22 protein-coding genes are annotated in these 26,109 nt (G+C 33.7%); 8 read left to right on the forward strand and 14 right to left on the reverse strand.

The annotated features are described in order from the left end of the window. Nucleotides 1-220 precede the first annotated feature (220 nt). From CBF31_RS08070 to dnaA, 12 genes are all read right to left on the reverse strand, one after another. Nucleotides 221-1,513 carry an adenylosuccinate synthase gene (locus CBF31_RS08070; RefSeq protein WP_126831871.1) on the reverse strand — a complete coding sequence of 431 codons (1,293 nt, stop codon included), beginning with the start codon at nt 1,511-1,513 and terminating at the stop codon, nt 221-223. A 126-nt stretch (nt 1,514-1,639) separates the two neighbouring features. Continuing rightward, nucleotides 1,640-3,007, reverse strand: a complete 1,368-nt coding sequence (gene dnaB / locus CBF31_RS08075) for a replicative DNA helicase (RefSeq protein WP_126831872.1) — start codon at nt 3,005-3,007, stop codon at nt 1,640-1,642. 63 nt (nt 3,008-3,070) lie between these two features. After that, nucleotides 3,071-3,523, reverse strand: a complete 453-nt coding sequence (gene rplI / locus CBF31_RS08080; RefSeq protein WP_126831873.1) for a 50S ribosomal protein L9 — start codon at nt 3,521-3,523, stop codon at nt 3,071-3,073. 168 nt (nt 3,524-3,691) lie between these two features. Then, nucleotides 3,692-3,937, reverse strand: coding sequence for a 30S ribosomal protein S18 (rpsR, locus tag CBF31_RS08085; RefSeq protein ID WP_126831874.1), 246 nt, complete (start codon nt 3,935-3,937; stop codon nt 3,692-3,694). Between the two features lie 21 nt (nt 3,938-3,958). Then, nucleotides 3,959-4,483: a single-stranded DNA-binding protein gene (ssb, locus tag CBF31_RS08090; RefSeq protein WP_126831875.1), complete on the reverse strand. Its 525-nt coding sequence runs from the start codon at nt 4,481-4,483 to the stop codon at nt 3,959-3,961. A 41-nt stretch (nt 4,484-4,524) separates the two neighbouring features. Then, nucleotides 4,525-4,824 (reverse strand): 30S ribosomal protein S6, encoded by a 300-nt coding sequence (gene rpsF, locus CBF31_RS08095; RefSeq protein ID WP_126831876.1) that lies wholly within the window; start codon nt 4,822-4,824, stop codon nt 4,525-4,527. 125 nt (nt 4,825-4,949) lie between these two features. After that, a complete protein-coding gene (gene gyrA, locus CBF31_RS08100) occupies nt 4,950-7,421 on the reverse strand; it encodes a DNA gyrase subunit A (protein ID WP_126831877.1) in 2,472 nt (823 codons plus the stop codon). A 16-nt stretch (nt 7,422-7,437) separates the two neighbouring features. After that, entirely contained in the window at nt 7,438-9,378 is a 1,941-nt protein-coding gene (gyrB, locus tag CBF31_RS08105; RefSeq protein WP_415674401.1) for a DNA topoisomerase (ATP-hydrolyzing) subunit B, read from the reverse strand. Nucleotides 9,379-9,386: 8 nt separating this feature from the next. Further along, the gene (recF, locus tag CBF31_RS08110; RefSeq protein WP_126831879.1) at nt 9,387-10,517 is read right to left on the reverse strand and encodes a DNA replication/repair protein RecF; all 1,131 of its coding nucleotides are present in this window, start codon (nt 10,515-10,517) and stop codon (nt 9,387-9,389) included. Then, complete coding sequence (gene yaaA / locus CBF31_RS08115; protein ID WP_126831880.1) at nt 10,504-10,761, reverse strand: S4 domain-containing protein YaaA; 258 nt, start codon at nt 10,759-10,761, stop codon at nt 10,504-10,506. Before yaaA ends, recF begins: the two co-directional genes overlap by 14 nt. A 199-nt stretch (nt 10,762-10,960) precedes the next feature. Beyond that, a complete protein-coding gene (dnaN, locus tag CBF31_RS08120; protein ID WP_126831881.1) occupies nt 10,961-12,091 on the reverse strand; it encodes a DNA polymerase III subunit beta in 1,131 nt (376 codons plus the stop codon). 168 nt (nt 12,092-12,259) lie between these two features. Further along, on the reverse strand, nt 12,260-13,603 hold the full coding sequence (gene dnaA / locus CBF31_RS08125) for a chromosomal replication initiator protein DnaA (RefSeq protein ID WP_126831882.1): 1,344 nt from the start codon (nt 13,601-13,603) through the stop codon (nt 12,260-12,262). A gap of 495 nt (nt 13,604-14,098) precedes the next feature. Here dnaA and rpmH point away from each other — a divergent pair, with 495 nt between their 5' ends. The 4 genes from rpmH (at nt 14,099) to jag (ending at nt 17,673) form a co-directional block, all read left to right on the forward strand. Then, the gene (gene rpmH / locus CBF31_RS08130; protein ID WP_126831883.1) at nt 14,099-14,233 is read left to right on the forward strand and encodes a 50S ribosomal protein L34; all 135 of its coding nucleotides are present in this window, start codon (nt 14,099-14,101) and stop codon (nt 14,231-14,233) included. A gap of 139 nt (nt 14,234-14,372) precedes the next feature. Beyond that, complete coding sequence (gene rnpA / locus CBF31_RS08135) at nt 14,373-14,708, forward strand: ribonuclease P protein component (RefSeq protein ID WP_126831884.1); 336 nt, start codon at nt 14,373-14,375, stop codon at nt 14,706-14,708. Nucleotides 14,709-14,729: 21 nt separating this feature from the next. Then, the gene (locus tag CBF31_RS08140) at nt 14,730-15,557 is read left to right on the forward strand and encodes a YidC/Oxa1 family membrane protein insertase (protein WP_126831885.1); all 828 of its coding nucleotides are present in this window, start codon (nt 14,730-14,732) and stop codon (nt 15,555-15,557) included. Nucleotides 15,558-15,588: 31 nt separating this feature from the next. Then, nucleotides 15,589-17,673: an RNA-binding cell elongation regulator Jag/EloR gene (jag, locus tag CBF31_RS11220; RefSeq protein ID WP_245977941.1), complete on the forward strand. Its 2,085-nt coding sequence runs from the start codon at nt 15,589-15,591 to the stop codon at nt 17,671-17,673. A gap of 8 nt (nt 17,674-17,681) precedes the next feature. Here jag and CBF31_RS08165 read toward each other — a convergent pair whose 3' ends face one another. Both CBF31_RS08165 and CBF31_RS08170 read right to left on the reverse strand, forming a co-directional pair. Then, nucleotides 17,682-18,368: a response regulator gene (locus CBF31_RS08165; RefSeq protein ID WP_126831886.1), complete on the reverse strand. Its 687-nt coding sequence runs from the start codon at nt 18,366-18,368 to the stop codon at nt 17,682-17,684. A 1-nt stretch (nt 18,369) separates the two neighbouring features. Further along, entirely contained in the window at nt 18,370-19,923 is a 1,554-nt protein-coding gene (locus CBF31_RS08170) for a Spo0B domain-containing protein (protein WP_126831887.1), read from the reverse strand. Between the two features lie 146 nt (nt 19,924-20,069). Between CBF31_RS08170 and CBF31_RS08175 the strand changes: the two genes are divergently transcribed. The 4 genes from CBF31_RS08175 (at nt 20,070) to mnmG (ending at nt 26,093) form a co-directional block, all read left to right on the forward strand. Next, entirely contained in the window at nt 20,070-21,380 is a 1,311-nt protein-coding gene (locus CBF31_RS08175) for a 2-hydroxycarboxylate transporter family protein (RefSeq protein ID WP_126831888.1), read from the forward strand. 19 nt (nt 21,381-21,399) lie between these two features. Continuing rightward, nucleotides 21,400-22,557, forward strand: a complete 1,158-nt coding sequence (locus tag CBF31_RS08180; protein WP_126831889.1) for an NAD(P)-dependent malic enzyme — start codon at nt 21,400-21,402, stop codon at nt 22,555-22,557. A 225-nt stretch (nt 22,558-22,782) separates the two neighbouring features. After that, a complete protein-coding gene (gene mnmE / locus CBF31_RS08185) occupies nt 22,783-24,171 on the forward strand; it encodes a tRNA uridine-5-carboxymethylaminomethyl(34) synthesis GTPase MnmE (protein WP_126831890.1) in 1,389 nt (462 codons plus the stop codon). Between the two features lie 17 nt (nt 24,172-24,188). Beyond that, the gene (mnmG, locus tag CBF31_RS08190; RefSeq protein ID WP_126831891.1) at nt 24,189-26,093 is read left to right on the forward strand and encodes a tRNA uridine-5-carboxymethylaminomethyl(34) synthesis enzyme MnmG; all 1,905 of its coding nucleotides are present in this window, start codon (nt 24,189-24,191) and stop codon (nt 26,091-26,093) included. The last annotated feature ends 16 nt before the right edge of the window (nt 26,094-26,109 follow it).

Below are 26,109 nucleotides of genomic sequence, written 5' to 3' on the forward strand. Positions count from 1 at the left end.
TTTTATTGTTTCCACTAACTTATTCATGATAACTATTCTTAATTTCATACTTTCAAATAATTAAAAACCTCATGATACACGTTTTCAAATTTTTATATGTATGTTTTTAACTACAACCTTCCTATAGGAAAAAAAATATGTAATTTAATACCTAAAATAAAAAAGAACTGATGAATCAATTTTAGATTCATCAGTTTTTTAAATTATAAAGTCTTTTTAATTACATTTGTGCCCAAATATCCTCTAAAACATTTGTTTGAGTTCTATCTGGTCCTACAGAAAATGTTGAAATTCTAACACCAACAAGTTCAGAAACTCGTTTAACATAATGACGCGCGGTTTCGGGTAACTCTTCCAACGTCTTACATGCCGTAACGTCTTCAGACCATCCTGGCATTTCTTCAAATATAGGTTTACAACGTTCTAATTCTTTCAAACTAGCAGGATAGTAATTGATTACTTTTCCATCTAATTCATATGCTGTACATATTTTGACAGTTTCTAACCCACTTAATACATCAATTGAATTAAGTGATAGATTCGTAATTCCTGACACTCGCTTAGAATGGTTCATAACAACTGCATCAAACCAACCAACACGACGTGGACGTCCTGTTACAGTCCCAAACTCACGTCCAACCGTACGAATTTGTTCACCTACTTCATCAAATAATTCTGTTGGAAATGGTCCATCACCTACACGTGAAGTATACGCTTTACATACGCCTATAACTTTATTAATTTTAGCTGGTCCTACACCACCTCCAACAGTTGTTCCTCCTGCAATAGGATTAGATGAGGTAACGAACGGATATGTTCCGTGATCAATGTCTAACATAACACCTTGTGCACCTTCAAATAAAACATTTTTATTATTATCTAAAGCTTCATTTACTAAATAAGAAGTATCAGTAACATATTGTTTAATTTGTTGTCCATACTCATAATACTCTTCAAAAATATCATCAAAATTCAAAGCTTCTCCATCATACATTTTTGTAAACATACGATTTTTTTCATCTAGATTAATGCGTAAGCGTTCTTCAAAAATTTCTTTATCTAATAAATCAGCCATTCTAATACCTACACGTGCAGCTTTATCCATGTATGCTGGACCTATACCTTTATTAGTCGTTCCAATTTTATTATCACCCTTTGATTCTTCTTGATAAGTGTCCAATTGAATATGATATGGCAAAATGATATGGCAGCGATCTGAAATACGTAAATTATCAGTATTAATCCCACGATCATGCAAGTATTTTAATTCTGTTACGATAGATTTAGGATTTACAACTACACCATTTCCAATTACGCTAATTTTCTCCTTGTAAAAGATCCCTGAAGGGATTAACTGTAATTTAAATGTTTCACCATCAAATTTAATTGTGTGCCCTGCATTATCCCCACCTTGATAACGTGAAATAACCTCTGCATTCTCACTTAAAAAGTCTGTAATTTTACCTTTACCTTCATCGCCCCATTGAGTCCCTACAACTACTACTGATGACATATGAACACCTCATTCTCATTTTTTAGATTCAATTCCTTATCTATTTTAACAATGCACCTTTTAAAAATCAACTAAATTCGAACGATAATAAAATGATTAGCACTTCAAATCACCTAACCCCGAACATTAAAACTCTGGCCTAGTTGAAAGGGAAGAAAACTTATTATATTCTTTAATAAAGAGTAATTCTACGGTACCCCTTGCACCACTTCTATTTTTTTCAATGATGACTTCTACTATATTATTATCTTCTTTTTCTTCTGAATTTTCATCGTCACCTTCTTCATCTCGATAATAATCATCTCGGTAGAGAAAAGCAACTATATCTGCATCTTGTTCGATTGAACCTGACTCACGTATATCACTTAGTACCGGTCTTTTATCTTGCCTTTGTTCTACTCCACGAGATAACTGAGATAACGCTATCACTGGGACTTTTAGTTCCTTTGCTAATTTCTTTAATTGTCTAGAAATATCTGACACTTCTTGTTGTCTATTTTCTTTTCCAGTACCTTCAATGAGTTGTAAATAATCAATTAGTATTAAACCAAGATTACCTTTTTCTTGAGCTAACTTACGACACTTCGCTCTTATTTCTGTAATTTTAATACCTGGAGTATCATCAATATAAATATCTGCCTTTGACAAACTTCCCATTGCCATAACTAAACTTTGCCATTCAGACTCTGTCAACTGCCCAGTTCTTAAGTTATGTGCCTCAATCGTCCCTTCTGCACACAACATCCGGTTGACAAGAGAGGTTGCTCCCATTTCCAAACTAAATATAGCAACTGCTTGATCTGTTTTCGTCCCTACATTTTGAGCTATATTTAAGGCGAACGCTGTTTTTCCTACTGCAGGCCGGGCAGCTAGGATTATCAGCTCTTCTGGTTGCAACCCCGCTGTCATCTTGTCTAACGCTTGGTAACCTGTTGGCAACCCTGTTATCTCTTCTTCTTGTTGCGACAACCTGTCAATTTCAGCAAAACTATCATTCAGAACTTCAGAAATAGACAAAAACTCATTTCTTTTTCTGTTTTCTGACACTTCTAAAATCCGTTTTTCTGCCTCATCAAGGATATTGCCAACTTCATCGCTTTGCTCATAGCCTTGTGATACTATATCTGTTGCAGTCTGAATCAAATTTCTTAACAATGATTTTTGTTCTACTATTTTGGCGTAATGTACAACATTTGCAGCTGTGGGAACCGACATTGCTAGATCTGATAGATATGTTACCCCACCAATATCTTCTAATAAATTTAAGTTCTCTAATTTATCTTTTATTGTAATAGTGTCTATTGCATCTCCACTGTCAGTTAACTTTATCATCGTTTCGAAAATCAATTGATTGCTTCTACGATAAAAATCAGCTGGCTTTAAATACTCCATCGCCTCAACTATAGTGTCAGAATCTAATAATATTGACCCTAATACTGCTTGTTCTGCTTCAATACTTTGAGGTGGAACTCTATCATGTAACATTTCATCCATTCTTATCTCTCCCATATACTTCCACTTACTGAATAAAAAAGAAAAAGCGAATTTCCATTCGCTCTATTCTGATATAACATGCACACGTAATACTGCTATTACATCATGATGTAATTTAACAGGAACATTTCTAAAACCTAATGTTCTTATAGGTTCAGGCAAATCCATTTTTCTTTTATCTAATTTTATTCCATGTTGTTTATTTAACGCTTCTGCTATTTGCTTAGATGGTATTGAACCAAATAACCTTGAATCTTCTCCTGACTTTGCTTTAATTAAAACTTCAAACCCTTCTTCTTCTATCTTAAATTTCAACTGCTCTGCTTCTTTTTTTATATTTTCTTCAATCTTTTCTTGAGCTTTTTTCTTACCTTTCAATTCACTTATTGTTGTTGAATTTGCTTCTTTAGCTAACCCCTTTTTTATAAGAAAATTTTGAGCATATCCTGATGACACTTCTTTAACTTCACCTTTTTTACCTTGTCCTTTGACATCTGTTATAAATACAACTTTCATTCCATACACCTCTTTTTTATTGTCTAATATAAGTATATTCTACCATACTTACTTGATTTCTCACATCAATTGGTTATTCTATTTTTGTTTAAAGCAAAGATGTTTCACGTGGAACATCCTTGCTTTAAACAAAAAAGGAGTAATGCAATTGCATTACTCCTAATAAGATTATTGTTCGTCTGCAACGAATGGTAATAATCCCATAATACGTGCACGTTTAATTGCAACTGTTAAAGTACGTTGATGTTTAGCACATGTACCTGTTACACGACGTGGTAAAATTTTACCTCTTTCAGAAATAAATCTGCTTTTTAGTAATTCTACCTCTTTATAATCAACGTGGTCTGCATGGTTAGCACAGAAGTAACAAACTTTACGTCTTTTTCTTCCGCCGCCTCTTCTTTGTTGAGCCATCATTTTGCCTCCTCTTCTATTTTAGAATGGTAAATCATCATCGGATATATCAATTTTCGCAGCATTCCCGAAAGGATCGCTGTCTCTCGAAAAACTTGGCATATCTTTTGAATAGGATGATGAAGACTGGTCAAATGATGGTGCTCCACCTTGTTGCTGATAACTAGGTGCACTTGCACCTTGGTTATTATCAAAACGTGGTTCTTGTATTCTTTGCTCATTAACATTTTTAGATTCTAACATTTGGAAATTTTCACAGATAACTTCTGTTCTATAAACTTTTTGACCTTGTTGATTATCATAACTACTCGTTTGAATACGACCAGTTACCCCTATCAAAGAGCCTTTTCGTGTATAATTCGCTAATGTTTCAGCGGGCTTTCTCCAAATTACACAATTAATGAAGTCAGCTTCTCTGTTCCCACTTTGGTTAGTGAAATTTCTGTTTACAGCTAACGTAAAACTAGCAACAGCTGAGCCATTAGAAGTGTATCTTAAATCAGGATCTTTTGTTAATCTGCCGACAAGTACAACATTATTAATCATATCTCCATCCCCTTCCGTCAAAATGTTTCACGTGAAACATTTTAGTTTTCTTCTTTAACGATCATGTGACGTAAGATTCCGTCATTGATTTTAGCTAAGCGATCAAATTCATTGATTCCGTCAGCTGTTGTTGAAGAAACTTTTACGATGTGGTAGATACCTTCACGGCAATCTTTGATTTCGTATGCTAAACGACGTTTTTCCCAATCTTTCGATTCTAAAACGTCAGCACCATTATCTTTTAAGATAGCGTCAAAACGTTCTACTAATGCAGTTTTAGCTTCCTCATCAATGTTTGGACGAATAATATACATGATTTCATAATTCGTTGCTTTGTTCATTGATATTTCACCTCCTTATGGACTTTGGCTCTAATATTTATAATAGAGCAAGGAAAGTATATCTATAAATAGACTACTAACATCTTGCTATTATACACTCTATACACTTGAAAATCAAGCATTGTTTACTCTCTTACTTTATCTTCTAAATTTTCTTCTTTATCATCTTCTGCTTCTACTTTTGCCATCGTTGAAACAGTTGCATCTTCTTCTAATCTAATTAAACGAACACCTTGTGTTGATCGACCTGTTTGAGAAACTGACTCAACACTAAACCTTATAATAACTCCTTTGTCCGTAATTAATAATATATCTTCTGAACCATCAACTGTAGTTAACCCTGATAAAGGTCCATTTTTATCCGTTATATTAGCAGTTTTAATACCTTTACCACCTCTACCTTTGACAGGATATTCGGAACCTTTTGTACGTTTTCCATAGCCTTTTTCAGTAATAATAAGAACTTCGGAATCATCATCAATAATAGACATACCAACAACATAGTCATCATCTCTTAATCTAACACCGCGAACACCTGTAGCTGTTCTTCCCATATCTCTTACATCATTTTCATCAAATGTAACCGAATAACCTAAATGTGTACCTATAATTATTTTTTTAGTACCATCTGTTACACATACGTTGATAAGTTCATCATTTTCTCTCAAACTAATTGCTATTAGCCCATTGCTTCTTATATTTGAAAATGAGCTTGTTGCTGTACGTTTTACTACACCTTGACGTGTTGTAAAGAATAAATAGTTATCTTCAGAGGCATTTCCTTCAACACTGATGATTGCTTCTATTTTTTCAGAAGAATCTATTCCTAATAAGTTAATAATAGGTATTCCTTTGGCTGTTCTTCCATATTCCGGAATTTCATATCCTTTAGCCTGGTAAACTTTTCCATTATTAGTAAAGAACAGTAACGTATCGTGAGTTGAACATGACACTAGATTTTCTACAAAATCGTCATCATGCATGCCCATTCCTTGAACTCCTCGGCCACCACGTTTCTGCGCTCTAAATTCTGAATTAGCTAAACGTTTGATATAGCCATTATGTGTTAAAGTAATAACTATGTCTTCCTCTTCTATTAAATCCTCATCTTCAAGGCTTAGAACCTCACCTACAAGCAATTCTGTACGTCTAGGATCATCGTATCTATCCTTAACATCTTGAAGCTCTGTTTTTATAATTTCCACTATACGATGATGATTTTCTAGAATATCCTTTAAATCAGCTATCAATGCTATTAATTCTTGATATTCTTTTTCAATCTTATCTCGTTCCAAACCTGTTAAACGTCTTAAACGCATATCCAATATGGCCTGAGCTTGTCTTTCTGATAAGCTAAATGTTGTTATCAATTCTTGTTTAGCAACATCTTCTGCTTCCGCAGAACGAATAATTCGAATAATTTCATCTATATGATCTAATGCAATACGTAAACCTTCTAAAATATGGGCACGCGCTTCCGCTTTACGTTTATCAAACTCTGTACGTCTTCTAATTACTTCTTCCTGATGAGTAATATAATGATTAAGTATAGACTTTAAACTCAGAATTTTAGGTTCACCAGAAACAATAGCAAGCATATTAAAACCAAAAGAACTTTGTAATGCTGTCATTTTATATAAATTGTTCAAAATGACAGAAGCACTCACGTCGCGACGAACCTCAATAACAATTCTCATCCCTTCACGCGAAGACTCATCGCGTAAATCGGTCATACCCTCTACTCGTTTTTCGCGACCTAGCTCAGCAATTCGTTCAATTAGTTTCGCTTTATTTACCATATATGGTAATTCTGTAACAATAATACGTTCCTTACCATTTTTCATCTCTTCTATATCAACTTTAGCTCTAACTGTAATAGAACCTTTTCCTGTCTCATAAGCTTTTCTAATGCCTGATTTCCCCATCACCAAGCCACCTGTTGGGAAATCTGGACCAGGTAATACTTCCATCAATTCCATGGTAGTTGCGTCAGGATTATCCATCAATAAAGTTGTAGCATTTATTACTTCCCCTAAATTATGAGGTGGAATATTCGTTGCCATCCCAACAGCAATACCTGTAGTACCATTAACTAATAAATTAGGAAATCTAGCCGGGAGAACAAGAGGCTCTTTCTCGGTCTCATCATAGTTATTGCCAAAGTCTACTGTATCTTTATTTATATCTCTTAGCATCTCTAATGCAATTTTACTCATACGGGCTTCCGTATAACGCATTGCAGCTGCACCATCTCCATCTACAGACCCAAAATTTCCGTGTCCGTCTACAAGCATCTGACGATAGCTAAACGGTTGTGCCATTCTTACCATTGATTCATAGATAGCACTATCACCATGAGGATGATATTTCCCCATAACATCTCCAACGATACGAGCTGATTTTTTGTGTGGCTTATCTGGCGTTACACCTAAATCATTCATACCATATAAAATACGACGATGAACCGGCTTTAATCCATCTCTAACGTCCGGTAACGCACGTGATACGATTACACTCATTGCATAATCTATGAAAGAATCTTCCATCTCACTCGTTAGATTAACCTCTTTTACATTTTCTCTAATTTCTTCAGACATAGTTTTCTCCTTTCTTCTAAATATCTAAATTCTTAACATAACGAGCATTGGCCTCTATAAAGTTTCTTCTAGGTTCAACCTTGTCTCCCATTAACATTTCAAATACTTGGTCAGCTTTAATTGCATCATCAACTGTCACACGTAACATCATGCGTCTATCAGGATCCATTGTTGTTTCCCATAATTGATGATCATCCATCTCTCCAAGACCTTTATATCGTTGAATATTAGGTTTAGGCGTTGCTGGTAATTCTTTAATTGTATTAGCCAAATCTTCATCTGCATTTTTTCCTGGTTGGATATAAGTTATATTTTTCCCTTGTTTGATTCCGTATAAAGGAGGTTGAGCTATGTAAACATAACCAGCCTCAACTATCGGTCTCATAAATCTATAAAATAAAGTTAATAATAATGTTCTAATGTGTGCTCCATCAACATCCGCATCAGTCATAATTACTAATTTATGATATCTAGCTTTAGAAATATCAAAATCATCTCCAAATCCAGTTCCCATGGCTGTAAATAATGAACGAATTTCTGTATTTTCTAAAATTTTATCCATACTCGCTTTTTCTACATTTAAAATCTTACCACGTATAGGAAGAATAGCTTGTGTTTCCCGATCTCTACCTTGTTTAGCTGAACCACCGGCTGAGTCACCCTCGACGATAAATAATTCTGACTTTTCTGGGTCTCTGCTTGAACAATCTGCTAATTTCCCAGGTAAATTACTGATTTCAAGTGCACCTTTACGTCGAGTAACCTCACGAGCACGTTTGGCAGCCATACGTGCTTTAGAAGCCAGTATCCCTTTTTCAATTACTTTTTTAGCAACTGTTGGATTCTCCAATAAAAATTTATTAAAGGCCTCTGAAAAAAGTCTATCTGTTACTGTTCTAACTTCAGAATTTCCCAATTTAGTTTTAGTTTGACCTTCAAATTGTGGTTCTGGATGCTTAATTGAGATAACCGCAGTGATTCCTTCACGTACATCTTCCCCACTTAAATTCTCTTCATTCTCTTTAATGAGCTTCTGTTTACGTCCATAGTCATTTATAACACGTGTTAAAGCTGTTCTAAATCCAAATTCATGAGTTCCACCTTCATATGTATGAATATTATTAGCAAAACTCAAAATATTAGCATGATAACCATCTGTATACTGAATTGCAACCTCAACCATTATGTCTTGTTGCTCTCCTTCAGTGTATATTGGATCGTCAAATAAAACAGTTTTACTTTCATTTAGGTGCTCTACATAACTCTTAATTCCACCCTCATAATGAAACTCACGTTTTTCTGCTGATGCTTCTCTTTTATCTTCAATGGTTAATTTAAGACCCCTATTTAAGAATGCTAGTTCACGCATACGTGTAGCAAGTTTTTCGAACTCAAATTCAACCGTTTCTTTAAATATTTCAGGATCAGGGGTAAAATGTACTGTTGTACCATGACGATCTGTTTCACCAATAATCGCTAAGTCATCACCCACTACACCCCGTTTAAACTCTTGATAATGAATTTTTCCATCCTTATACACTTTTACATCAAGTTGAGATGACAAAGCATTTACAACAGATGAACCTACACCATGGAGACCACCAGATACTTTGTAGCCGCCACCGCCAAATTTCCCACCTGCATGTAGAACAGTAAAGACTGTTTCTACCGCTGGACGTCCAGTTTTTTCTTGAATCCCAACTGGAATTCCACGTCCATCATCTATAACAGTCAGACTACCATCTTCTTCGATTTCAACATTAATTTCCGTACAAAATCCTGCCAAAGCCTCATCAATTGAATTATCTACTATTTCCCATACTAAATGATGCAACCCTTGACCACTAGTTGAACCAATGTACATACCTGGACGCTTTCTTACAGCTTCGAGTCCCTCTAAAACTTGGATTTGACTGGCATCGTATTCATTTGCTTTATCTTTTTCATACTCTTTAATCTCATCAGTCACTCTTGTTCACTCTTCCTCTCTACCTTGCCCTTTGTCACCATGAATATCTCTGGTTCACTCTGCAATCTATTTTTTAAATGCTTTAATGTAGTTGTAGTTACAAAGGTTTGAACTTTGCCTTCAATAGTTTTTAATAAATGAATTTGTCTTTCATCATCAAGTTCACTCATAACATCGTCTAATAATAAGATTGGATATTCACCGATTTCAGAATTAATCAATTCTATCTCTGCTAGTTTCAAACTTAGCGCAGCGGTTCTCTGCTGCCCTTGTGAGCCATATGTTTGAACATCTTGATCATTTATATAAAATAATAAATCGTCTCTATGTGGTCCAAATAATGTTGTTTGTTTATGAAGTTCTTTTAGTTTACTTTTCATTAGCTCATTAAAAAAAATAGACTCAATTTCTTCTTGACTCATATTTTCTTTCACTGAAACACTTGATTCATATTTCATTTTCAAAGTTTCTCTACTGTCTGTAATCCCTTGATGTATATCATGAGCCCATTTTTCCAATTTTTCTATAAATTGATATCTTGAGAAAATAACCTTACTACCTGCATTTGCTAATTGTTCAGATAGAACATCTAAGTACTCATCACCTTCTTTATTACCTTTAAATGCTAACTGTTTTAAATATTTATTTCTTTGTTTTAAAACTTTTTGGTAAGTTGTTAGATGATGTAAATAAATAGGGTCTATCTGTCCCAACTCCATATCAACAAAACGTCTCCGGATTTGTGGCGCGCCTTTGATTAAAAAAAGATCCTCAGGCGCAAATAATACTACATTAAGTTCTCCAATATAGTCACTTAATTTTTTTTGTTCTATATGATTAACTTTTGTTTTTTTACCCTTTTTAGAAATGGCCATTTCTAAACTTATCCCATGATTTTTTTTCTCAATATAACTTAATAATCTAGCATAATCTTTGTCCCATTGTATTAATTCTTTTTCAGTAGTTGTCCTGTGACTTCGAGTCATGGCTAAAACATAGATACTTTCTAATAAATTAGTTTTACCTTGAGCATTTTCACCTAAAAAAATAACTAAATCACGGCTAAATTCTAATGACAGTTTCTCATAATTTCTATAATTTTCTAATTGGATGTTAGTTACTCTCATCAGAAACTTCCTCAGTTATTAGTTCTTCATTTTTTTCCATAAAAAAAGTACCTTCTTCAGGTATTTCAATCATCATTCCTGGATATAGTTTACGCCCACGTCTATTTTCTATTTCTCCATCAACAAATATTACATTTTCTCTTAAATACCACTTTGCCATACCACCACTTGAGATAACAGTTATTTCTTTTAAAAATTGTCCTAATGTTATGTATTCCGTTTTTAATTTAAATGTATTTTTCAATTTTTCTCACCTTCTTTTAAACCTATTTCTTCTTATACATTATACCATTTTTTATACTTAAAAAACAAATAAACCGTATATTTTCTCTTTCTGGCGACCGATAGCTCTTTTAGATAGTTTTAATCTATTTAATATTCTACCCCTTAAAACGAATTTTTTGCATAAAAAAGAAGAGCCTAGAAAATCTGGCTCTTCTTTTTTAATTTGTTCTTACAGGAGTTATTAATTGAATAAATGAAATTTCTGAATCTGTCGGTTCTAATGTAAACGGTCGAATTGGTGAAATAAATTTTATAACAATGTCAATACCGCCAAATGCTTTTAAAGCACTTTTCATATAATCTGGATTAAAAGAAATTTCCAAAGGATCTCCAGTCATTTCAATATAATTAATTTCTTCTTGGACATTTCCTATTTCAGGTGAATTGCCATAGATAGTAGCTTTATTATCTGAAACAGCTAATTTAACAATATTGTTTCGGCCTTCATGTGATAGTAATGAGGCTCTTTCTATAGCTGACAGTAAGTTAGCTACATTAAAAGAAATCTCTGTAGAAAAACTTGTCGGTATTAAACGATTGGTATCTGGATACTTTCCTTCTAATAATCGTGAATAAAAGTACATATTAGCTGTTTTAAACAACACTTGATTTTCCATAATACTAATAGATACTATTTCTTCTTCATCTTTAAATGATCGCGACAATTCTAATAAACTTTTTCCTGGAATTACTATATCAAAATCTTCTTGTACATCTTCTAAAGGTATCACACGTTGACTTAAACGATGACTATCGGTAGCTACTGCTAAAAGTCTAGAACTGCTCGAAATAAAGTGTACTCCTGTTAAAATAGGTCTACTTTCGTGTTGAGAAATAGCAAAACTTGTTTCATTAATCATTTTATTTAAAACGCGTACAGGTAATTGTAGTTGCTTAATTTCATCAACTACAGGTAGTTGAGGGTAATTATCTGCATCTAAGCCATTAACAACAAATTCTGCTGCACCAGAGGTTATAGCTACTTGCTTATTATCTAATACTTCCAAAGTAACAGTATTTTCGGGTAATTTTCTTATTATTTCTCCAAAAAAACGAGCTTGTAGAACAATAGAACCGGTTTCTTCTATTAGCATTTGTGCCTTAGTATCATTTTTCGTTAAAAATGTTTCAATTGAAATATCAGCGTTACTTCCTGTTAAGGATAAACCTTCAGTAGTTAATTTTATTTTAACACCTGTTAATATTGGAATTGTTGTTTTAGAGCTAATTGCTCTCTGAACAGTAGACAATTCATTTAAAAAACTTGTTCTATTAATAGTTAATTTCATTTTTAGTAAGTTCCTTTCGGTAGTTAATATAGTTATATATAAAATAATAGTAGTAGTAGGGACTGTTACTTCTGTGGATATCTATAGAAAGATAAACAGACTCTAAAGTTATCCACTTGTTGATAACCTGTGAATAACTTTTAGGTTTTATTAGAGTTATTCACAGGTTTAATTAGAGATACTATTTTTTATATCATTTATTTCTTTTTGAATAGAGGTATCGGTTTCTAGTAATTGTTGTATTTTTTCATGAGAATGTATAACGGTTGTATGGTCTTTACCACCAAATTCAGCCCCTATTTTAGGTAATGAGTTATCAGTTAGCTCTCTTGAAAGATACATAGCTATCTGTCTAGGCAGTACAATCGTTTTTACTCTTTTTTTTCCCTTTAAATCTTTAAGTTGAACGTGGTAGTACTCACAAACCTTTTCTTGAATACTTAAAATAGAAAGTTGATTATTAGTACCAATTGAACGTAATGTTTTTAACGAATCTGCTGCAAGACTAGTTGTTATATCTTCGTTTTTCATAGTAGCAAAAGCCTGTACTCTTACTAAAGCACCTTCTAGTTCGCGGATGTTTGAATCAATTTGTCCAGCGATATAGCTTAGGGTATCATCAGGAATTTCTAGACGTTCAGCATTAGCTTTTTTTCTTAAAATAGCTATTCGTGTTTCCAAGTCAGGTGGGGTAATATCAACTGAAAGTCCCCATGCAAATCTAGAAACTAAACGTTCTTGGAGCTTTGGAATTTCGTTTGGAAGGCGATCACTTGTTAGAACAATTTGTCTGCCATCATTGTACAAAGAATTAAATGTATGGAAAAATTCTTCCTGAGTCCCTTCTTTATCAGCAAAAAATTGAATATCATCAACTAAAAGAAGGTCGACATTGCGATACTCTTGTCTGAAATTTTCAGAAGTCCTATTTTGAATAGAATTAATAAAATCATTCGCGAACGTTTCACTACTAACATATTTAACTTTTGCATTGGGGTTATTGACTAACATTTGATGACCAATTGCATGCATTAAGTGAGTTTTACCTAATCCAACTCCACCATAGAAAAATAAAGGGTTGTAAGTAGAACCAGGGTCATCAGCAACAACCAAAGCAGCAGCATGAGCCATTTGATTCCCTTTACCAATAACAAAAGTATCAAATGTGTATTTAGGATTTAGCAAAGCTTTTTTGCTATTTTCTTTTGTTATATCAGATATAATTGGTTCAATTTTAGGTTGAGTTGAAATATCTTCAATTATATCGTTCTTTATGGTAAAGATAGGAGTTATTTCTGAACCAGTAAGTTTAAAGCCAGTTTCTACTATTTTGGTTGAAAGATTTTTTTCCCAATATTCCTTATGAAGGGCTGAGGGAACCTCTATAGTTAAATCATTGTTGATTAAACTAATAGGCGTCGCTTGTTCAATCCAAGCATTGAAACTGGGAGCGGTTAAGCTGTCACGATAAATAGCAACAAGCTCATTCCAAATATATTTAATATCGGCCATTTAATTAGTGCCTCCTTATTCAAGATAATAATCGTTTCTTATTTTAGCATTAAAAAAAAAAGTTTTCCACCGAATTTCAACTCTTGTGGAAAAAAAATAAACAAGCAAACAAAAAGTTTTCCACAATTAGCTAGGGAGTAGTGAATTAGTTTAGAAAAAAGAATAATAAGAACAGTTGAGTGTGGATAACTTAACCTGGTAAAAAAGGGCTTAGAGGTGTTTTTAACAGGTTTTATTCAAATTGTGGATAACATTTTCTTAGTTGTTAACTTGTGTATAACTTATAGTTAACTAAAAATTTTAAATTATAATTTTATTAACAATTAACAAAAGTATTGAGCGGTTAAAACAAAAATTGTGGATAAGTATAGTTTTATTTTTTTATATTTCTCGATATTCTTTATGAAGAGAGGTTGACAGAATAGGCAGTCTTTCGTATACTATTGAGGTCTGTCTAGCTATAAGAAGATAACATTTATATAGGAGGTGTCACTTATGAAAAGAACATACCAACCAAATAATCGTAAGCATAGTAAAGTTCATGGTTTCCGTAAACGCATGAGTACTAAAAACGGCCGTCGCGTATTAGCAACAAGACGTCGTAAAGGAAGAAAAGTTTTATGCTCATAAACCGCTGACCTAATCAGTGGTTTTTTTTTTAGGAAAAATAAAATAATTGAGTATATTTAACTAGTAAATATAGGTATAATTTGTGGTACTATTAGAATGATAAGTGTTAACTTTATTATAGTAGCGAAAGGGGATTAAGATGAAAAAATCCTATCGTATAAAAAAAGAAAAAGAATTTCAAATGATAATGTTGAAAAAAAAATCATTTGCAAATAAAAACTTTGTAGTCTATGCCAGCTATAATGATCAAAAACATTTTAGAGTGGGATTATCTGTAGGAAAAAAAATTGGGAATGCAGTGAATAGAAATTATGTAAAGCGTCAAATTAGAGAAGGTTTGTTCAATTTAAAAGGCTGTATTGATAAAGATGTTTCTATGATTGTAATTGCAAGACCGAACATTGTTAATCTAACCACTCAAGAAGTGAAAAAAAATCTAGAGCACGTATTAAAAATAGCCGGGATAATATCATAAAAAGATAGAGGAGTTTTAATAGTGAAGAATAAAAAGAAATTATTATTAACATTAGGAATGTTATCACTAGTCTTTATACTATCAGGTTGTGGAACTAGTGATATAACAGTAAATAGTACGGGTATCTGGGAAAGATATATTGTATTCAATTTTGGAAGAGCGATCCAGGCTTTGTCGTTTGGGAGTAATGCTGGAATTGGAATCATATTATTTACTATCATTATTAGGGTTATATTATTCCCATTAATGCAATATCAGAATAAGAGCATGAAAAAAACTCAAGAATTACAACCAAAAATAAAAGCACTACAAGAAAAATATCCATCAAAAGATCCAGAAACAAAACGTAAATTGCAAGAAGAACAACAAAGATTATATGATCAACATGGTGTCAATCCATTTGCTGGATGTCTGCCATTGTTAATACAAATGCCAATATTGATGGCTTTATGGCAATCAATTTCAAGAATTCCAGGTTTGAGTGCGGGGAAATTCTTATGGCTGGAATTAGGTAGCCCAGATCCATATTGGATACTACCAATTTTAGCAGCTATCTTTACATTTATCAGTACAAAATTATCAAGCATGAGTCAAATTGATTCAAACCCTACTATGAAAATCATGACTTATTTTATGCCTTTGATGATCTTATTTATGGGTGTTAAATTAGCAAGTGGACTTTCTTTATATTGGGTAATTTCAAATGCCTTCCAAGTAGGTCAAACCTTGTTAATCAATAATCCGTTTAAAATAAAACGTGAGCGTGAAATGGAAAGACAGCAAAAACGAGAATTAGAAAGAGCACTTAATAAAGCTAAAAGTACAAAGAAAAAAAGAGTGAAGCGTTAAAAATAGAATTGTCACTGAGGAGGTAAGTTTTATGCCGAAATATGAGGGCGTGACCGTAGAGGAAGCATTAGAAAAAGGCTTAAGTGAGCTAGAATTAAATAAGAATCAAGTTAGCATAAAAGTACTGAGTATGGGGAAAAAAGGTGTATTAGGTAATAATCAACCTGCTATTCTTGAAATAACACCAAAAGTGAACGCTACAGTGGAAAAAACTATAGTAGAAAACAGAAAAGTATCCCTACAACCTAAGATACCTAAAGTTTATGAAGGCCCAACGGCGGAAGAGGCACTAGTAAAAGGTCTTCAAGATTTAAACATGTCAAAAAATCAAGTTAAAATTAAAATATTAGATCTTGGTAAAAATGCTGGGATTGGAAAAGGTAAACCTGCAAAAGTTATGCTAACACCTAAAGAAGAGATTACAGAGGAGAAAATAATACCTTCCAATAAAAATGTTAGTGCGGATAGGTTACCAGAAAATATTTTTGAGGGTACTACTCCAGAAGAAGCCTTATCAGAAGGGTTAAAATCATTAGGTTTAGCTAAATCTGAGGTGAAAATAAAAGTACTAGACTTAGGTAAGTCAAGTGGATTAGGAAAGAATAAACCAGCAAGAGTCAAGTTAACACCAAAAACAATTTTAAATGAAGAAGCAAAAGCAGATAATAATACTTTTAAAGAGAAGAATGTAGATAAAGAAATAACAGTAATAGACTCAGGTGACAAGGGAATCTTTGAAGCAGAGACTGTTGAACTGGCATTAGAAAAAGGTTTAAGAACATTAAATCTAACAAAAAATGAAGCGAAGATTAAAGTAATAGAATTAGGTAAAAATCCAGCTTTAGGTAAAAGCAAACCTGCAAAAGTCATGATACTAAGAAAGACTACAGATGTAAATCAGCAAAAAGTGCCATCAGAAGCCACTAAAAAAAATGCGGAGGAATCTGTATCAAAAGAAACAAAACAAATTCCTACTGTGGATATAAATAAATCATCTAATACTGAGAGAATAGTTAAAGTTTTCGAAGGAGAAACAGTTGAATTAGCCTTAGAGAATGGATTAAAAGAACTAGGGTTAAAAAAAGAAGACGTAACTGTTAAAGTTTTAAATTCTGCTAAAAAAGGAATTTTTGGCGTAGGTAGTAAGCCAGCAAGAGTAGTCATAAAAACTAAAAGTACAGGCTCTGAGTTGACTAAGAAAATAGTACCTGTTAAAGAAGAGTTACCGAAGGAAGAAGAAGTACCTGTTGCAGAAGAGTTACCGAAGGAAGAAGAAGTACCTGTCGCAGAAGAGTTACCGAAGGAAGAAGAAGTACCTGTTGCAGAAGAGTTACCGAAGGAAGAAGAAGTACCTGTTGCAGAAGAGTTACCGAAGGAAGAAGAAGTACCTGTTACAGAAAAGTTACCGAAGGAAGAAGAAGTACCTGTTACAGAAAAGTTACCGAAGGAAGAAGAAGTACCTGTTACAGAAAAGTTACCGAAGGAAGAAGAAGTACCTGTCGCAGAAGAGTTACCGAAGGAAGAAGAAGTACCTGTCGCAGAAGAGTTACCGAAGGAAGAAGAAGTACCTGTTGCAGAAGAGTTACCGAAGGAAGAAGAAGTACCTGTTACAGAAAAGTTACCGAAGGAAGAAACGGCTCCGCTCAGAAATCTGCCTAAAGGTAAAGCTATAGCAGCACTAAAAGAATATTTGGAATCAATAACTAAAGAGATGGGATATCCTGCTACTGTTGAAGTTATTGAAGGTGAGTATCATGTCACTTTTGATTTAGATTGTGAAAAACAGGGTGTACTGATAGGTAAGCACGGAAAAGTATTGAATAGTTTACAATATATGTCAGAAATGTACGTTAATCGTATTTCGGGTAAGAAAATATCTATAATGGTAAATGTAGGAGAATATCGTAGACGTAGGGAAGTAACGTTGAATAAATTAGCTTTAGAAACGGCTAAAAAAGTTACTGAAACGAATGAAGCAATCTCATTAGACCCAATGCTATCTTTCGAACGTCAACAAGTAAGAGATGCTTTAACAGATAATAGTGATGTTATATTAAAATCTGAAGGACAGGAACCTTTTAGATTTGTTATAGTGGAACCAAAAGAAAAAAACTAGGCTCAGGCTTAGTTTTTTTCTTTTGGATAATAAAAGGAAACAGGTCTACCAACAGTTTGGTATTCGAGTTCAGTTGTTAAAAATCCTGTGTCTTCTAAATATTTAATATATTTTCTAATAGAAACGTGAGACAAATCAAGTCGAGAGTTTAAATCATTGATAGTAAAAGGGGGGTCTATTTGATAAATTGTTTTTTTTATAAGGTTTAGGGTAGGCTGTGTTAAACCTTTATCTAATGTTAAACCTTCTTCAGGGACAATAGAGGTGTAGCTCTTTAGCCCATCTACCTCTTTTTGTGTAAGCTGTGAATTAGAATGAAGGATATTCTTTCTGGATTGAAAAGTGCTTAAGCTATGTTCAAAACGTTGGAAGTTAAAAGGTTTAAGTATGTAATCAACTACACCATACCGAAACATCTCTTCAATAAAATTACTGTTTTTTTCTGCTGTAATCATAATAATGTCTGTTGTAAACCCTTTTTTTCTAATTAATTTAACTAAGTTAAAGCCATTTCCTTGTTTTAAGTGTGCATCAATTAAAATTAAATCCACTTTTTTTTGAGATAATATATCTAATGCAGACTGCTCATTATCCACACTACCAATTAAATTAAAACAATCGATTTTTTTTAGATAGCTTTGATTAATAAAGAGAACCATTGGATCATCTTCGACAATTACGACGTTATAAGTCATATTATTTATTCTCCTTTGTAGTTTCGTAAGGGGTCTTTATACTAAGTATAAACCATTCAGATTGTGTTTCGTAATGAATGCTGCTATTAGATTCTAAAAGAGCATTTTTAAAATAGGTAGAATTAAGTTGTTTTTTTAGTGTATCAACTTCTAATGCATCTATTAAAAAACTATAAGACGTTTCAAGGTTATTTTCTAGATAGCCTAGTCTGATTTGGGTATCAGACGCACAATTTATTTTTAGGATATGGGAGTTGATATATTTTATCATACTTATCCAGATTTGAATGGAAGATTGATCAATAGTAGTAGGGATATCTGGAGATATTTCAACCATAAAAGGAAATTGATTTTCAACAAAACGACTGCGTTCTCCAATCAAGAAACCTGCAATCAACGGGTTTTTAATCAGATAGACCATCCGACTTGCAAATTCTTGTTCAGGTTCTAATATTTTTTCTAGATATTTTGTCAGTTGATCATAATCTTTTAAGTCTGTTAGTCCATAAATAACGTGTAATTTATTTAAAAAATCATGGGATTGAGATTGTAAGGACGTTGCATATGTTGTTGTATTTTGTAGCTGATCATGAAGTGAAATTAATTGGGTCATATCTCTGATAATAAATATTTTTCCGACATTTTTTTTCCTAACGACAATGGGAGCAGTTGATATAAGGTAATCTATCCCATTTTGGTGTAATAATTCATCAGAATTAGATTGATAGTTGTGATCTTGTGTATGCGATTGAAGTTTTGGAATTAAAGAATCAATCGTATGAGAATAGGGAGAATCAGTGTGTGCTAGTTTTTTTAGAAGTAATTTTCCAGAGTTATTAGCCAATGTTATTTTATTATTGCTGTCAGTTACTATGATAGAATCGTGTACATTTTCAAACATAGCATTTCTTTCTTCAAGCAGAATAGCTATTTCATTAGGTTCTAGGTCGTGCATCTGTTTTTTTATAGTATAAGCTGTGAAGATTGCAGCTATTATACTGACTGCCAGACTTATAAGAAGACTGATAGAAAAACTCTTCCTCATTTTATTAAGGTGTCCCGAAAGTTTATTTGTTGTTAGACCGATGGATATTACACCTATTTCTTTACCATTGTTATTAAAAACAGGAACAAAGCCCCTAAGAGATTCCCCTAAGGTACCAGATGCAGTTGAAACAGATGCAACCCCAAATTTTATTGCTTTTTTTTCATCTCCGCCTTGAAACTTTTTATATATTTTTTCATGGTCGGGGTGGCTTAATCTAATTTTATCCATTGTCATGACCACTACAAAATCTAAATTAAAAGCTTCTTCGGCATTATGGGTTTCTTTTAGTAGAGAAGAATTGGAACTTTGGTCTTCTAGTGAATTTATAATAATAGAATTTTTTGAAAGAAGATGGCCTATTTTTAGTAGATCTTGTTCTTGCTTTTCTCTAGAATTATATATTAACTGTTTGTTTATTTGATAATAAGAAAAAGATAGGGTAAATAGTAGTGCTATAAAGACTAAAAAAGTTAATCTTAACCATAAGTTAAGTTGTTTCAATTTCATATAGAATAGCTCCTTTGCATTTAGTGATAAAATTGGTTAAATTAGTTAATCAATACTTAAAATAGTTAAATACTTAATATAAATCACTTCTACCTAGTATACTAAAAACGAATCAAAAAGAAAGCGCTATTTTTAGGAGGAGCAGAATGGAAAATGTAGAAGTGAAAAAGGAAACGTTTAGTGATAAAATGAAAACGTTCCAAGTGGGACCAGTTCCACTACCAGTTTATTTAGTTTTAGCAGCTATTATTTTATTTACAGCGTATTTGGAGCAATTACCAGTTTCGATGATTGGTGGCTTTGCGGTTATTTTATCTTTAGGGTGGTTATTAGGAACAATCGGTGGAAGTATCCCAGGATTAAAACATTTTGGTGGTCCAGCGATTATGTCACTACTTGTCCCTTCAATACTTGTATTTTTTAATGTATTTAATGAAAACACATTAGACGCTACAAATATGTTGATGAAGCAAGCAAACTTTTTATATTTTTATATAGCTTGTCTAGTATGTGGAAGTATTTTAGGAATGCATCGTAAGATTTTAGTTCAAGGTTTAATGAGAATGATTGTTCCAATGCTATGTGGCATGATTTTAGCAATGATTGTGGGGACTACACTAGGAACACTCTTAGGTTTAGGAACAACACACACATTATTCTATATTGTTACCCCTGTATTAGCAGGTGGGATTGGTGAAGGTATTTTACCATTATCACTAGGGTACAGTGCTATTACAGGCGTTCCAAGTGAGCAGTTGGTTGGACAACTTATTCCAGCTACAATCATAGGAAATTTCTTTGCAATTATGGCTTCAGCATTTCTAAGCCGTATGGGAGAAAGAAAACAAGACAAATGTGGTAATGGTCAACTTGTAAAAGTAGATGGTGAAGATATGTCGGATGCTATGAAAGAAGATAAAAGTCCAATTGATGTTCGTCTAATGGGTGCGGGTGTTTTAATTGCCTCTACGTTATTTATCACTGGAGCACTTTTACAACATTTAACAGGTTTTCCAGGTCCAGTTTTAATGATTTTAGTTGCAGCTTTAGTTAAATACTTGAGTTTATTGCCATCAGATATGGAAAAAGGCTCTAAACAGTTATATAAATTTATTTCATCAAACTTTACTTTCCCATTAATGGTTGGGTTAGGTATGTTATATATCCCATTAAAAGATGTTGTAGGGATGTTATCATGGCAATATTTTGTAGTTGTAATTGCAGTTGTTTTAACGGTAGTAGCGACAGGATACTTTGTAGGTGGTAAAATGAACATGTATCCAATTGAAGCCGCTATTATTACAGCATGCCAAAGTGGTATGGGAGGAACAGGAGACGTTGCGATTCTATCAACAGCGAATCGAATGAATCTAATGCCTTTTGCACAAGTAGCAACACGTTTGGGTGGAGCAATAACTGTTTTAACAATGACAGCTTTATTAAAATTCTTATTCTAATTGAAGGAGTGACGTAAAAATGACAGATGTAAAAGAGTTAGCGTTAGCTTTAAGTAAAGAAAAAGGTGGAAAATTAGAAGTAGTTCCTAAGGTTCCAATCAATTCTATGGAAGATTTAGCAGTAGCTTATACGCCTGGTGTAGGTGCAGTATGTATGGCAATTGCTGATGATAAAGAAAAAGCGTATGAGTATACGACTAAACGTAATTTAGTAGCTGTTATTACTGATGGTTCAGCAGTATTAGGATTAGGTAATATAGGTCCAGAAGCCGCTATTCCTGTTATGGAAGGAAAAGCAGCATTATTCAAACGTTTTGCAGATGTCGATGCGGTGCCATTATCATTGAATACGCAAGATACAGAAGAAATTATTGCTCATATCGCAGCACTAGCTCCATCTTTTGGTGGGATTAATTTAGAGGATATTAGTGCACCACGTTGTTTTGAAATTGAAAGACGCTTAAAAGAAATGTTAGATATTCCAGTTTTCCATGATGATCAACACGGGACAGCGATTATTGTGTTAGCAGGCTTATTAAATAGTTTACGCTTAACAGGTAAGAAACTTGAAGAAATCCAAGTTGTTGTAAATGGAGGAGGAGCTGCTGGACTTTCAATTACGCGTTTATTTTTATCTGCGGGTGTTAAAAATATTAAAGTGGTTGACCGTACAGGTATTATTTCAGCAACAGACGATACATTAGCACCTCATCATCAAGAGATTGCTAAAGTAACAAACTTAGATCATCAAACAGGAACATTGGAAGATGCTGTTAAAGGAGCGGATGTATTTGTAGGTGTATCAGCTCCAGGCGTATTAAAACCAGAGTGGGTATCAACAATGGCTGAAAAATCAACAATTTTTGCAATGGCTAACCCAGTTCCTGAGATTTTCCCAGATGAAGCTAAAGCTGCAGGCGCTTATATCGTTGGGACAGGTCGTAGTGATTTCCCAAATCAAATTAACAACGTATTAGCGTTCCCTGGTATCTTCCGTGGAGCACTAGATGCACGTGCTACAGATATTACAGTAGAGATGCAAATAGCAGCAGCTTATGGTATTGCAGCTATGGTAACAGATGATGAGTTAGCACCCGATTACATTATGCCTGAAGCATTTAAACCAGGTGTTGCAGAAACAGTTGCTAATAGTGTTAGAAAAGCAGTGAAAGAGTAATTTTTAACGAGTAAAGGCCATTGGCCTTTACTCGTTTTTTATAAAAGAGTTTTACTTGATTAGTATGATTTTATCAAGTAAAATAAATAGTGAGAGATGTTATAATATAAATTATAGATAACCGCAGTCAAAGTGCTAAATCTACCAATGGTTAAACAGGGGTGGAGTGGGCACTTTTTTCTATGTCGAAAATTAATTACACATAATAGAGAGGGTTAAGAGCTAATGAATATTACAAGTGAATTTGATACAATCGCAGCTATTTCAACACCCCCAGGCGAGGGAGCAATAAGTATCGTTAGACTTAGTGGTGATGATGCGTTAGAAATTGCAAAGAAAGTGTTTAAAACAAGTAAGGATTTAATGACTGTCCCAACGCATACGATTCACTATGGTCACATAAAAGATCCTAGAAACGATAAAGTGATTGATGAAGTAATGGTTTCTGTTATGAGAGAGCCAAGAACTTTCACAAGAGAAAATGTAGTGGAAATTAATTGTCATGGTGGGATTGTTGTTACTAATCAAGTCCTACAGTTGCTATTAAGACAGGGAGCTCGCTTAGCGGAACCAGGTGAATTTACCAAACGAGCTTTTTTAAATGGTAGAGTTGATCTATCACAAGCAGAGGCTGTCATGGATATTATTAGAGCTAAGACTGATAAAGCGATGCATGTTGCTTTGACTCAGCTTGATGGGAACTTATCAACGCTAATCCAAAGTTTACGTCAAGAAATTTTGGAAACATTAGCTCAAGTAGAAGTTAATATTGATTATCCAGAATATGATGATGTTGAAGAGATGACGGCTAAACTACTTTTAGAAAAGTCAGAAACTGTGAAGCAACAAATTCATCACTTATTAAAAACAGCTAAGCAAGGAAAAATTCTACGTGAAGGGCTATCGACAGCAATAATCGGTCGTCCAAATGTAGGTAAATCTAGTTTATTAAATTATTTATTGAAAGAAGACAAAGCAATTGTTACTGACATTGCAGGGACAACACGTGATGTCATTGAGGAATATGTTAACGTTCGTGGCGTACCTTTAAAATTAGTTGATACAGCGGGGATTCGAGAAACAGAAGATATCGTTGAAAAAATAGGTGTCGAACGTAGTCGTAAAGCTCTAGCAGAGGCAGATTTGATATTATTAGTATTAAATCAAAGTGAAGCTTTAACAGAAGCAGATAAAGATTTATTGAAAGTAACAGAAGGCATGAAGCGGATTATCTTGTTAAATAAGACTGATTTAGTAAGTCAATTAGATTTATCAGAGCTAGAAGACCTTGTAACGGAAGAAGTTTTTGCTATTTCAGTACATAAAAGTCAAGGGATGGAACAACTTGAGCAAAAGATTGCTGACTTATTCTTCGATGGAGGAACTGTTGAAAAAGATGCTACTTATGTGTCTAATAATCGTCATATTTCGTTACTAGAACAAGCAGAGTTAGCTTTAGAAGAAGTAGTAACGGGAATTGAATCAGGTATGCCAGTTGATTTAGTTCAAATTGATATGACTAGATGTTGGGATCTCCTTGGAGAGGTAATAGGAGATAGTGTTCAAGATGAATTAATTACTCAATTATTTAGTCAATTTTGTTTAGGGAAGTAAAGAGAGGATTGAATTGAATGGAACGATATAATGGAGAAGAATTTGATGTCATTGTTGTAGGTGCAGGCCATGCCGGGTCTGAAGCAGCTTTATCATCAGCGCGTATGGGCTGTCGTACGTTATTATTAACAATAAATTTAGATATGGTTGCATTTATGCCATGTAACCCCTCTTTAGGAGGCCCTGCTAAAGGAGTAGTTGTGAGAGAAATAGATGCTCTAGGTGGCGAAATGGGTCATAATATTGATAAGACATATATTCAAATGAGGATGCTTAACACTGGGAAAGGTCCAGCTGTAAGAGCCTTACGAGCTCAAGCAGATAAGAGTCGTTATGCTGAAGAAATGAAGCGTACGATTGAAAGAGAAGAAAACTTAACATTAAGACAGGGATTAGTAGATGAAATTCTTGTTGAAGATGGTATCTGTCGAGGCGTTGTAACAGCGACTGGAGCAGTCTATAAGAGTAAAGCTGTTATTATAACGGCTGGAACAGCCTTGAAGGGTGAAATTATCATTGGGGAGTTAAAATACTCATCAGGACCAAATAACTCACAACCGTCTCTTAAATTAAGCGATAGTTTAAAATCTTTAGGTTTTGAGATGGACCGTTTTAAAACAGGAACACCACCACGTGTCAAAGGGAGCACAATTGATTATTCTGTGACAGAAATTCAACCAGGTGATGCTATGCCAAATCACTTTAGTTTTTCTACGCCAGATAGTGCTTATAATTTAAATCAATTGCCGTGTTGGTTAACCTATTCGAATGAAGGGACTCACGACATTATTAGAGAAAACTTGCATCGTGCACCGATGTTTACAGGTATTGTGGAAGGTGTAGGGGCTCGTTATTGTCCATCAATAGAAGATAAAGTTGTACGTTTTAGTGATAAGCCGCGCCATCAAATCTTTTTAGAGCCAGAAGGTGAGCATACGGATGAAGTTTATGTACAAGGCTTATCAACATCTTTACCGGAAGATGTTCAACATAAGATGATTCATTCAGTTGAAGGCTTAGAAAAAGCTGAGATGATGCGTAGTGGCTATGCCATTGAGTATGATGTGGTAGTTCCACATCAATTACGACCGACTTTAGAAACGAAGCTAGTTGAGAATTTATATACGGCAGGTCAAACCAATGGAACGAGTGGTTATGAGGAAGCTGGTGGTCAAGGGTTGATTGCAGGTATTAATGCTGCTTTAAAAATTCAAGAAAAAGAACCTTTAGTCTTAAAACGAAGTGATGGTTACATAGGTGTTATGATTGATGACTTAGTCACAAAAGGAACAAATGAACCTTATCGTTTACTAACTTCTAGAGCGGAGTATCGTTTGATTTTACGACATGATAATGCTGATTTACGCTTAACTGAAAAAGGTCATGAAATAGGTTTAGTTAAAGATGAGCAATATGAAGCATATTTAGCTAAAAAAGAGATGATTGAGACAGAATTAAAACGTCTAGGTAATATACGTTTGAAACCAACTGAAGAAATTCAACAGTTTATGGAGAGTAAAAATCTTTCACGTCTTAAAGATGGTGTATTAGCTTCAGATTTTCTAAGAAGACCAGAGATGACATATGCCGAGTTAGCTCAATTCTTACCAGAAAATGAAGTAGAATTACCTAATAAAGTTATTGAGCAAGTTGAAATTCAATTGAAATATGAAGGTTACATCAAAAAAGCTCTAGATAAAGTCGAAAAACTTAAAAGAATGGAAGCAAAACGTATTCCTGAAAATATTGATTACGAGGCGATTAATGGTTTAGCGACTGAAGCTAAGCAAAAATTAATGAAGATTGAACCTGAGACGATTGCACAAGCTAGTCGTATTAGTGGTGTAAATCCAGCCGATATAAGTATTTTAATGGTTTATCTTGAGCAAGGTAGAGTTGTAAAAAAAGAATCGACAAATTAATATAAGACTATTTTAG

Source organism: Vagococcus fessus (genome assembly GCF_003987565.1).
In the GTDB taxonomy this organism is placed as follows: Bacteria; Bacillota; Bacilli; order Lactobacillales; family Vagococcaceae; genus Vagococcus_D; species Vagococcus_D fessus.

Excerpts from the sequence above, each read along its gene's own strand:
- CBF31_RS08165 (WP_126831886.1), bottom strand. The coding sequence starts at position 18,368 with ATGACTTATAACGTCGTAATTGTCGAAGATGATCCAATGGTTCTCTTT.
- jag (WP_245977941.1), top strand. The coding sequence starts at position 15,589 with ATGCCGAAATATGAGGGCGTGACCGTAGAGGAAGCATTAGAAAAAGGC.
- CBF31_RS08070 (WP_126831871.1), bottom strand. The coding sequence starts at position 1,513 with ATGTCATCAGTAGTAGTTGTAGGGACTCAATGGGGCGATGAAGGTAAA.
- ssb (WP_126831875.1), bottom strand. The coding sequence starts at position 4,483 with ATGATTAATAATGTTGTACTTGTCGGCAGATTAACAAAAGATCCTGAT.
- mnmG (WP_126831891.1), top strand. The coding sequence starts at position 24,189 with ATGGAACGATATAATGGAGAAGAATTTGATGTCATTGTTGTAGGTGCA.
- dnaB (WP_126831872.1), bottom strand. The coding sequence starts at position 3,007 with ATGGATGAAATGTTACATGATAGAGTTCCACCTCAAAGTATTGAAGCA.
- CBF31_RS08180 (WP_126831889.1), top strand. The coding sequence starts at position 21,400 with ATGACAGATGTAAAAGAGTTAGCGTTAGCTTTAAGTAAAGAAAAAGGT.
- rnpA (WP_126831884.1), top strand. The coding sequence starts at position 14,373 with ATGAAAAAATCCTATCGTATAAAAAAAGAAAAAGAATTTCAAATGATA.
- CBF31_RS08170 (WP_126831887.1), bottom strand. The coding sequence starts at position 19,923 with ATGAAATTGAAACAACTTAACTTATGGTTAAGATTAACTTTTTTAGTC.
- CBF31_RS08175 (WP_126831888.1), top strand. The coding sequence starts at position 20,070 with ATGGAAAATGTAGAAGTGAAAAAGGAAACGTTTAGTGATAAAATGAAA.
- mnmE (WP_126831890.1), top strand. The coding sequence starts at position 22,783 with ATGAATATTACAAGTGAATTTGATACAATCGCAGCTATTTCAACACCC.
- dnaA (WP_126831882.1), bottom strand. The coding sequence starts at position 13,603 with ATGGCCGATATTAAATATATTTGGAATGAGCTTGTTGCTATTTATCGT.
- rpsF (WP_126831876.1), bottom strand. The coding sequence starts at position 4,824 with ATGAACAAAGCAACGAATTATGAAATCATGTATATTATTCGTCCAAAC.
- recF (WP_126831879.1), bottom strand. The coding sequence starts at position 10,517 with ATGAGAGTAACTAACATCCAATTAGAAAATTATAGAAATTATGAGAAA.
- dnaN (WP_126831881.1), bottom strand. The coding sequence starts at position 12,091 with ATGAAATTAACTATTAATAGAACAAGTTTTTTAAATGAATTGTCTACT.
- rpsR (WP_126831874.1), bottom strand. The coding sequence starts at position 3,937 with ATGGCTCAACAAAGAAGAGGCGGCGGAAGAAAAAGACGTAAAGTTTGT.
- rpmH (WP_126831883.1), top strand. The coding sequence starts at position 14,099 with ATGAAAAGAACATACCAACCAAATAATCGTAAGCATAGTAAAGTTCAT.
- rplI (WP_126831873.1), bottom strand. The coding sequence starts at position 3,523 with ATGAAAGTTGTATTTATAACAGATGTCAAAGGACAAGGTAAAAAAGGT.
- gyrA (WP_126831877.1), bottom strand. The coding sequence starts at position 7,421 with ATGTCTGAAGAAATTAGAGAAAATGTAAAAGAGGTTAATCTAACGAGT.